This is a genomic window from Microcoleus sp. MOSTC5 (assembly GCF_036701825.1).
GTDB lineage: Bacteria > Cyanobacteriota > Cyanobacteriia > Cyanobacteriales > Microcoleaceae > Microcoleus > Microcoleus asticus.
Genome location: NZ_JAUBRK010000083.1, coordinates 1 through 8945, shown reverse-complemented (window position 1 = coordinate 8945; position 8945 = coordinate 1). Strand labels below are relative to the sequence as shown.

The 8945-nt window shown below is 47.1% G+C and carries 7 protein-coding genes and 1 pseudogene; 5 read left to right on the top strand and 3 right to left on the bottom strand.

The genetic code is table 11. The features are described from left to right. Positions 1 to 514: pseudogene (locus tag QUA54_RS30305) on the top strand (gfo/Idh/MocA family oxidoreductase); the annotation flags it as partial. Between the two features lie 31 nt (positions 515 to 545). Here the strand turns inward: QUA54_RS30305 and QUA54_RS30300 are convergent. Then, a complete protein-coding gene (locus QUA54_RS30300) occupies positions 546 to 2591 on the bottom strand; it encodes an ATP-binding protein (protein ID WP_333418281.1) in 2046 nt (681 codons plus the stop codon). A gap of 199 nt (positions 2592 to 2790) precedes the next feature. Between QUA54_RS30300 and QUA54_RS30295 the strand changes: the two genes are divergently transcribed. From QUA54_RS30295 to QUA54_RS30285, 3 genes are all read left to right on the top strand, one after another. Next, positions 2791 to 3078, top strand: a complete 288-nt coding sequence (locus tag QUA54_RS30295; RefSeq protein WP_333418279.1) for a hypothetical protein — start codon at positions 2791 to 2793, stop codon at positions 3076 to 3078. Positions 3079 to 3257: 179 nt separating this feature from the next. Beyond that, on the top strand, positions 3258 to 3917 hold the full coding sequence (locus QUA54_RS30290) for a class I SAM-dependent methyltransferase (RefSeq protein ID WP_333418277.1): 660 nt from the start codon (positions 3258 to 3260) through the stop codon (positions 3915 to 3917). A gap of 96 nt (positions 3918 to 4013) precedes the next feature. Further along, positions 4014 to 5516 carry a cryptochrome/photolyase family protein gene (locus QUA54_RS30285; protein WP_333418275.1) on the top strand — a complete coding sequence of 501 codons (1503 nt, stop codon included), beginning with the start codon at positions 4014 to 4016 and terminating at the stop codon, positions 5514 to 5516. A 106-nt stretch (positions 5517 to 5622) separates the two neighbouring features. Here QUA54_RS30285 and QUA54_RS30280 read toward each other — a convergent pair whose 3' ends face one another. Further along, positions 5623 to 5868 (bottom strand): hypothetical protein, encoded by a 246-nt coding sequence (locus tag QUA54_RS30280; RefSeq protein ID WP_333418273.1) that lies wholly within the window; start codon positions 5866 to 5868, stop codon positions 5623 to 5625. 225 nt (positions 5869 to 6093) lie between these two features. On the opposite strand from QUA54_RS30280, the gene QUA54_RS30275 reads away from it, so the two are divergent. Beyond that, positions 6094 to 6351 carry a DUF2811 domain-containing protein gene (locus QUA54_RS30275; protein ID WP_050813024.1) on the top strand — a complete coding sequence of 86 codons (258 nt, stop codon included), beginning with the start codon at positions 6094 to 6096 and terminating at the stop codon, positions 6349 to 6351. Between the two features lie 318 nt (positions 6352 to 6669). Here the strand turns inward: QUA54_RS30275 and groL are convergent, their stop codons facing one another. After that, on the bottom strand, positions 6670 to 8361 hold the full coding sequence (gene groL, locus QUA54_RS30270) for a chaperonin GroEL (protein WP_333205040.1): 1692 nt from the start codon (positions 8359 to 8361) through the stop codon (positions 6670 to 6672). Positions 8362 to 8945: the final 584 nt, after the last annotated feature.

The window sequence follows — 8945 nt, the reverse complement described above, 5'->3', positions numbered from 1 at the left end:
AGAAGGAATAAATAAAGAAGTAGCAGCAGAAATACAAAATCAATTTGCTTCTTCACGGATGACTGCGAATCATTCAGAAGGACTAGCAGATTTAGTTTGGGTAACCCTCACGTATCCCGACGGATTTCAAGCATTTATTCACCTGTGCTGGCTAAATCCCGACAAACAACGGCGCTTAACAGTTGTTGGCAGTTTGGGAACCTTGATTTTTGATGAAATGTCGCCAGAAACTCCCCTGATTGTGCAGCGCGGCAATCCAGATTGGGGAGGCGAAGAGAATAACTCTTTTGAAAGTGCGATCGCACCGCAGCCAACGGGCCTCAGATACCGCGAAGTCTTGAATTTAGAATCGGCAGAACCGCTACAGCGAGTGTGCGATCGCTTCCTCAACAGCGTGCAAACGAATACCCCCTGTCCTACCTCATCCGGCTCTGCCTCCGTAGAATTAATCCGCATTCTCAGCACTTTGAGCAAATCCCTCGAACTCGGCGGACAGCCCCTAATACCATTTTAGATTTTAGATTTTAGATTGGGAAAATCACTCATCAACTTTTGAAATTTCCATTTTCCGTTACCAAGTCCTCGCTGTGATAATAAAAACTTGACTGCTGATTGACAGGCAAAGAAATCATCACCGTAGTACCTTGATTCACACCCGCGCTGTGCAGGGTAATGCTTCCGATCATAGATTCCATTATCCTTCGGGAGATAGCCAAACCCAAACCGTTACCGCCAAACCTGCGAGTTGTAGAACCATCAGCCATCACAAAAGGTTGAAACAATTTCTGCTGTTGCTCGGGATCGATACCAATTCCCGTATCTTTAATTGTCACTACCACCCAATCGCTTTGACTGCTGTGGCCAGTCGTACTTTCCGCACTGCCGTTAAAACTAGGAGAATTCTTCCTCGATTCTAGCCGCACAGATATATTAACGCTGCCCGACTCGGTAAACTTAATCGCATTGCTCAAAACGTTCAAAAACACCTGTTTTAGCTTCTCCGGATCGGCATGAACAATAATCGGATCGTGAGGTGCAGGCAAACTTAAATTCAAGCCTTTTTCCTCCATTAGAGGTACTTGCAAATCAATCGCGTCTTCAAGTACCTGGGTAATATCAACTACTTCTAACATCATGGAGAACGTACCGGCTTCTATTTTAGCAATGTCCAAAATATCATTAATAATATTTAGCAATTGCATGGACGAGTCGTGAGCCCTCTGTAAGAACTCCATCTCTTCATCTCTGTCATCGCAGTAGCCGTCCCGAACAATTTGAATAAAACCAATAATCCCGTTGAGCGGCGTTCTCAATTCGTGAGAAATATTTCCCAAAAATTCATTTTTTAACTGATTGGCAACTTGCGCTTCCTTGGTTGCCACTTCCAATTCTCTGGCCCAGGATCTGAGGCGCTGCACCATGCTGTTTAGCGCTTCTGATAGTTGATTGAATTCCCTAATTTGGAAATTTTGCGGCACTGCCTGCGGCGCTTCCGTATCTACTTTCAGCGCGTAGTCTCTCAGTTTTTCCAGAGGACGTGCCAAGTCGCGAGACAGATATAAAGTCGCGATAATACTAGCAGCAACCAAACCTACAATTAAATTAAATAAAACTTGCTGAATTTCTTCCAAACCTGACAGAGCGTAATCTAAACGAGAAACAGCTAAAATAATCCACTTGCTGTTCTCCTGTTTAGTTGAAGGACTCGGGATAGCAGCGTATCCTGCTAGCAACTCTACGCCATTTCTTTCAAAGGAAAATAGATGGAGAAAAGCTGTTCCGCCTGCGATCGCCCTTCTGACAATACTTTTTAGTCGATCGGCATCTGCCTCTTGGGCGATATTGCGGCCCACGCGGTTGATATTCGGGTGCGCCAAAATAGTCCCATCTTGGTCGATCGCCACCGTATAGCCGGCTAGAGAACCCTTGGGAGCGCTTGTTTGCACAGGCAAGGCCGACTGCAAACTCAAAGCATAACTCAACTGCAGGCTATTGCCCCGACGAATGTAAACAGGAGCGCTCAACACCAAACTCACTTGGCTATCGCGGCCTTCTTTACCCGCCTCTGGAAAATCCTCAGCACCCAAAGCCACCTTCTGGTCGTTTGCTTTCGCCTGCGGCTGCTGAGGCAACGACAGACTGATGTAAACGCTCTTGTCGTCCAGCAGCGTCTGCTGCTGCTGTACTGGCGGCCAAAATTTAGCCGGCAGCGACTGAATCGGCTGCTGCCCGCAAGTGCTTGCTATGACTTGATTTGTCTTTAAATTAGTCAATTGCAAGCAATCAACCTGCGCTGGCAACCGCTGCCCTAATTGCGCGATAAACTTTTGATAATCCTTCGGATTTACAGACTGCAACATCGAGCTTTCCGAAGCGCCGATCAGATTCGACTTCAGCGATTTCGCCCACTGTTCAATAGTTTCTGCTTTTCTGACTGCACTTTCTGTCAAGTTTTGACGAGCAGTTTCCAGAAGCGTCGAGCGTGCCTTGCGATAGGTAACATACTCCCCCACCAGTAGAACAGGTACGCTGAGCAACAAAATCCGCGACAGTAAAATACGGCGAAAGGAGGATTGACCTAACTTAACCATAGGACGTATCTAACTTAAGGTGCAACACCCAACAGCGACCATTAAAGTGAAATAAACCAGATCCAAAGCGCCAATCAGTCTAGGGTGCTCTGCTGACGGGACAACACAGCGTCCGAACAACATTTAAACACAATTATAGAAGCCACTTGTAGTAATCTCGATTCTAAGTGTGTGGACTTAAAGATGCTCAGCAATTTGTTTGGCAAATGCCTGTGATTTCGGTCACACATCCCTCCTCACTTCTGCGATCGACTTGCACCCGATCGCCCCAGGGCAGATTTTTCAGGCTGCAAAAAAGCCTCGGCTGGACATACCGCAGTTGTTTGAAGCTAGAATCGCATGGATGGACTCGGCCAAAGTTAAGAGGCAAAAAGTTCGGTTTCCGGCTAGTGTACGGAGAGAATTTTTGGTCGATAGGACTTTTTCTTTCCGAATGCCTTCGAGAGATGGGCGAGAGATGGGCGATTCGAGATTTTGCACCCTGTGAAAGATTTCTTTTGACATCCGATTGATCCGGTGATAACAATTCACCTGTCAAAAAAAAAGCATGAGACGATCGAGCTGCCGATCGACTCTGACAACCCTAAGCTGGCGAACGTTGGCCCAAACAGTACACCCGCGCTCCGTAAATTGGCGGTCTCGGCAATAATTTCCATAACTTAATCGATGAAAAAAAACTTTAGCAATTATACGTATTATTACACAAACAACCGTCCCAGATATCATCACGCTTATTTGATATCTCCCCTTTTAGAAATGCTGGCGACACTTCAGGAGGCCAGCAAGACACAACTCCGAGTTTTGGATCTCGGCTGCGGCAATGGCAGCCTCAGTCACGTCATCGCAGAGCACGGCTGCGAAGTTGTCGGCGTTGACACTTCTGCACCCGGAATTGCCATCTCCCGTCAAAGTTTCCCCGACTGTCAGTTTATCCAAGCAGATATTTACGACCTCCCAGATACCGATACGCTGCACTCATTTGATGTTGTGTTAGCCATTGAAGTAATCGAACACTTGCTTTATCCTAAAGAACTAGCAAAAGCTGCAAAAAAATGCCTCAAGCCGGGAGGAAGGCTAATTATTTCCACGCCATATCACGGCTATTTGAAAAACCTGGCGTTAGCTATTTCTGGCAAACTCGATCAACATTTTACCGTACTTTGGGATAACGGTCACATTAAATTTTTTTCAGTAAAGACGCTAACCAAGTTATTAACATCTGAAGGATACACCGACATAAAATTTAAATTTGCTGGTCGGTGTCCCTATCTTTGGAAATCAATGTTATGCTCTAGTAAGTTCTTAGGAGAAGCGGAAAAATTATAAGTTTTGAGTGGTAATTTTTCATCCCATTAAGTTGTCGGAACAGACAATCAGCGCTCAGGAAAAGTAAAATATAACTTTTAGGATAAAAAAAGTAAAATGACTGTTGGCGTTTGGATATTAGGCGATCAACTTTGGCAGAACCAAGCTGCTCTCAACCGCACAGATGATAACTCTTCCCTACCCGTAATTTTAATTGAATCTTGGCAGCACGTTCAACAGCGCCGCTACCACCAACAAAAATTAGTATTAATTTGGTCGGCAATGCGACACTTCGCTGAAGAATTGCGCGGCGGGGGCTGCCAAGTCACTTACACAACATCGGGGGACTTTGAAGCACCTCTCAAAGCTTGGATACAAGCTCACAATATCACCGAAGTGCGGGTGATGGCTCCGAACGATCGACCTTTTTTACAGATCGTTCAAAACTTGCAACTCCCCTGCAAAACAACCCTGATTCCCAACAATCAATTCCTCTGGACAGAAACAGAATTCAAAGATTGGGCGTCAAGCCGCAAACGTTTGTTAATGGAAGACTTCTATCGAGCCAGCCGCCAGCGTTTCCACATTTTAATGGATGGCAATAAACCTGTCGGAGGTCAGTGGAATTTTGACAAAGAAAATCGTCAGCCACCCAAAGGAAAACTGGATACACCGAAACCTCTGCGGTTTGAACCGGATGCGATAACTCAAGAAGTTATCGCACAAGTTAAATCTCTATCTTTCCCAACTTACGGAAACATTGAACCTTTTCGCTGGGCGGTTACACGAGAGCAAGCACTGCAAGTATTAGATAATTTCATCGAACAGTGTCTCCCCGCTTTTTGCCCTTATCAAGACGCGATGGTAACGGGGGAGGAAACAATGTGGCATTCTCTACTTTCTCCGTATCTCAATATTGGCTTGCTGCATCCTTTAGAAGTTATTCAAGCTGCCGAAACAGCCTACCTAGAAAAAAACTTAAATTTAAACAGCGTCGAAGGTTTTATCCGCCAAATTCTGGGCTGGCGAGAATACATTCGCGGTATGTATTTTTACGTGGATGCTGATTATTTTGAAAAGAATTGGTTCAACCACACTCAGCCGCTGCCGGAGTTTTTTTGGGACGCCAGCAAAACAGATATGAACTGTTTGCGCCAAGTTTTAACTCAAGTCGAAGGCAGCGGTTACGCGCACCATATCCAGCGGTTGATGATTTTGAGCAATTTTGGTCTAATTGCGGGAATCTCGCCGACAGAGGTAGAAAAGTGGTTCCACAGTGCGTTTGTTGATGCCTACGACTGGGTAATGCAGACTAATGTGCTGGGCATGGGTTTGTTTGCTGACGGCGGTGTGTTGGCGTCGAAGCCCTATGCTGCTTCTGCGAATTACATCAATAAAATGAGCGATTATTGTCGGGGGTGCAAATTCGATCGCACAGTGCGATCCGGCGAAAATGCCTGTCCCTTCAACTTCTTCTACTGGGATTTCCTAGCGCGCCACCGGGACAAACTTCAGTCGATCGGTCGCATGAGCTTTATCTTAGCCAATCTCGACAAAATGTCGCCTGCAGAATTGGCAACCATCCGCCAAAAAGCGGCAGAGTGGCACTTAGTCAGTTGACTGTTGTCAGTTGTCAGTTGTCAGTTGTCAGTTGTCAGTTGTTAATCCTTTGCAGTGGCTAATAACAAATAACCAATAACATTAATCAACAGTCAACAGTCAACAGTCAACAATGCCCCATGCCCCATGCCCCATGCCCCATGCCCCATGCCCATGCCCCATGCCCTTTGCAATTCTTATTTTTTCCCTGACTTTTCCCTAAACATTCCACAGCGTTTCCACAGGCAAGTCTGAGGTTTTCCACAGATTCGACAAAGTTTTCCACAGAAATTAACGGCACGGTAGCATCTTGCTGCGGAATTGGGGATTTCGTTAACTTGCTGCCCAATCCCTCAGAAAACCCTGACAACATAAAGATATGTAACAAAAAATGCCCTGAAAAGCTTATTATTTGGTAAACCTTTTTTTTATCTAAAGGAATTTGTAATATTTCGCAACATTGACAAACCCACCCCCTGATAGCGCACAATGATGCGACCGACCTAAAAAAAAGCGCTCTGATTTCGGCTGTGCCTGCACCTGTATCCGGCCGAAGGGGGGTTCTGTTTTCAATTTATTAGCGAGACTAAAAAAAATGATGAACCCAACAGTCAGTATTTTTGCCGAAATTCCCGAAACGCTGCACGATTCTCTCAAAACGTACCTGGAAACCCATCCCGAATGGGATCTAGACCGAGTATTTTGCGCCGCCCTGTCGCTGTTTTTGTTGCAAAATGCCGATAGCGGTACGCCTGAAGCTTCGCGCAGCTATCGCCAAGCTGCGAGAGTTTATCTCGAAACTCTGTTTCAATCTCCTCAAGACTTGCACAGCAACAATGTAACTCCGTCGTCTTAAAGGAGATTGGGAGAGGGGGTGACGCCGTTTCTTGGAAGAATCTCAGTCGATCGATCGGGTAAGGCGCGCACTGCATAGGTGCCAACTCAAGCTTAAAATTCATGAGAACCCTCGCTTTTAGCTTAGTCCCGATCTTTATTGCATCTCCCTTAAGAAGGGGGACTTTGATAGCTTCAAGTCCCCCCGGACTATCAGCGGGGCGCCGGGGGGATAAGCTGCTCTAATCCTCAAACAGTAGACGGTACTAAATAAGAGGCGCTTGTTTACACCAATGGTGCTTGTGGCGCACCCTACAGACTACAGACTACAGACTGAACACTACATCATGCCCATGCCGCCCATGCCGCCCATGCCGCCCATGCCGCCCATGCCGCCCATGCCGCCCATGCCGCCCATGCCGCCCATGTCGCCCATGTCGCCGCCGGCTTTTTTCTTCTCGGGTTTTTCGACAATCACAGCTTCAGTGGTCAAAACCATACCAGCGATGGAACCGGCATTTTGCAAAGCCGATCGCACCACCTTAGCGGGGTCAATAATCCCAGCGGCAATCATATCTTCGTACACGTCGGTGAGAGCGTTGTAGCCAATGTTGAACTCGCTCGCCCGCACTCGCTCGATGACGATTGAACCTTCAACGCCAGCATTATCAGCAATTTGACGCAAAGGTGATTCCAAAGCTTTAGCAACCAAGTCAGCGCCTACTTGTTCTTCGGCGTCTAAAGTATTTCTGATCGCATCTATTTTTGTAATCAGGTGAAGTAGCGTCGTGCCGCCTCCAGCAACGATACCTTCTTCCACAGCAGCTTTAGTAGCGTTCAGAGCGTCTTCAATACGCAGTTTGCGGTCTTTGAGCTCGGTTTCGGTAGCTGCGCCGACTTTAATTACAGCGATGCCGCCGGCGAGTTTGGCGATGCGTTCGGTTAGCTTTTCCTTGTCGTAGTCGGAATCCGTCGCTTCTAGCTGCTTGCGGATTTGCTCGATCCGTTTTAGCACGTCAGCTTTGTGTTCTTCGCCAGCAACAATGATCGTGTTTTCTTTGTCGATGGTAATTTTGCGGGCGGTACCGAGCATTTCTAGGGTTGCGGTATCGATGCTGAGTCCGACTTCTTCGGAAATCAGTTGACCGCCGGTGAGCACGGCGATATCTTGAAGCATAGCTTTGCGCCGATCGCCAAATCCGGGAGATTTCGTTGCTGCGATGTTCAATACGCCGCGGGCTTTGTTGACTACCAGAGTTGCCAAAGCTTCGCCTTCAATATCTTCGGCGATAATTAGCAGCGGTTGACCGGTGCGGGCGATTTTTTCGAGAACTGGAATTAGTTCTTGAATCGAGCTAATTTTTTTGTCGGTAATCAGGATGCGAGCGTTTTCGTACTCAACTTCCATGCGATCGGTGTTAGTGACGAAATACGGAGAAAGATATCCGCGATCGTACTGCATCCCTTCGACAACTTCCAATTCTGTTGTCAGAGATTTCGACTCTTCAACAGTAATTACGCCGTCTTTCGTGACTTTTTCCATTGCTTGGGCAATCATTGCGCCGACTTCTTCGTCGTTACCGGCGGAGACAGTGGCGACCTGAGCAATTGCAGCCCCTTCGACGGGTTTCGCCAATTTCTCGATTTCCAGTACCAAGTGGGCGATCGTTTTTTCAATACCCCGGCGCAGCGCGACTGGGTTCGCGCCTGCTGCGACATTCTTCAAACCTTCGCGAATGAGGGATTGAGCTATAACCGTTGCGGTTGTTGTGCCGTCGCCTGCGATATCTTTAGTTTTGGAGGCGACTTCTTGAATTAAGCGAGCGCCGGCATTTTCCAGGGGATCTTCGAGCTCGATATCCCTAGCAACGGTGATACCGTCGTTAACGATTTGGGGAGCGCCGTATTTCTTTTCCAATAGGACATTCCGGCCTTTGGGGCCCAAGGTGATGCGGACAGCATCGGCGAGTTGATTGACGCCGCGTTCTAGTGCCCGCCGAGATTTGTCGCTAAATGCAACTATTTTGGTCATGTTTGTCTCCTGTCGCTTACATTAGCAAATTTAGCACTCTCTGAGTCTGAGTGCTAAACCGATCAATTTTTGATTGTAGCGCGCCCCAATGCTGCGGGGGATTCCGGGGGCGGATTGGAGATTTGGGCGATCGTTGCCATTCGCTAAGGACACGGCAGTGCCGTGTCCCCACAGATATCGTGTCCCCGCAGATATCGTGTCCCCACAGATATCCTGTCCCGCAGATATAATGTGGTTTGTGACATCTCGATCGAATTTTGGTTCTGCCCCAAACCCAACTTTTATGGCGCGTCATCCCCAAGCAGAATTTTTATTCAAAATTTCTTAACTTGTGTTTTCGGTCATCTACCTTTCGATAGAGCTTCTATTCTTTTTTCAAACTTCTACCTTCTATAGCAACCGCCAAGACTATTAGGACGTTCTTAATTGCTAAAAACCTTGGGGAAGACTCCTTCTTCCTTCAGCATCCATCCGTTAAATCCGTTACAAAATCCGCTGCCGAACCTCCTTCCTTCTTCCTTCTTCCTTCTTCCTTCTTCCTTCTTCCTTCTTCCTTCTTCCTTCTTCCTTCTTCCTTCTTCCTT

Bases quoted from the DNA above. Each gene is read 5' to 3' on its own strand.
- QUA54_RS30300 (WP_333418281.1), bottom strand. From the start codon at position 2,591: ATGGTTAAGTTAGGTCAATCCTCCTTTCGCCGTATTTTACTGTCGCGG.
- QUA54_RS30290 (WP_333418277.1), top strand. From the start codon at position 3,258: ATGAAAAAAAACTTTAGCAATTATACGTATTATTACACAAACAACCGT.
- QUA54_RS30285 (WP_333418275.1), top strand. From the start codon at position 4,014: ATGACTGTTGGCGTTTGGATATTAGGCGATCAACTTTGGCAGAACCAA.
- QUA54_RS30280 (WP_333418273.1), bottom strand. From the start codon at position 5,868: ATGTTGTCAGGGTTTTCTGAGGGATTGGGCAGCAAGTTAACGAAATCC.
- QUA54_RS30275 (WP_050813024.1), top strand. From the start codon at position 6,094: ATGAACCCAACAGTCAGTATTTTTGCCGAAATTCCCGAAACGCTGCAC.
- groL (WP_333205040.1), bottom strand. From the start codon at position 8,361: ATGACCAAAATAGTTGCATTTAGCGACAAATCTCGGCGGGCACTAGAA.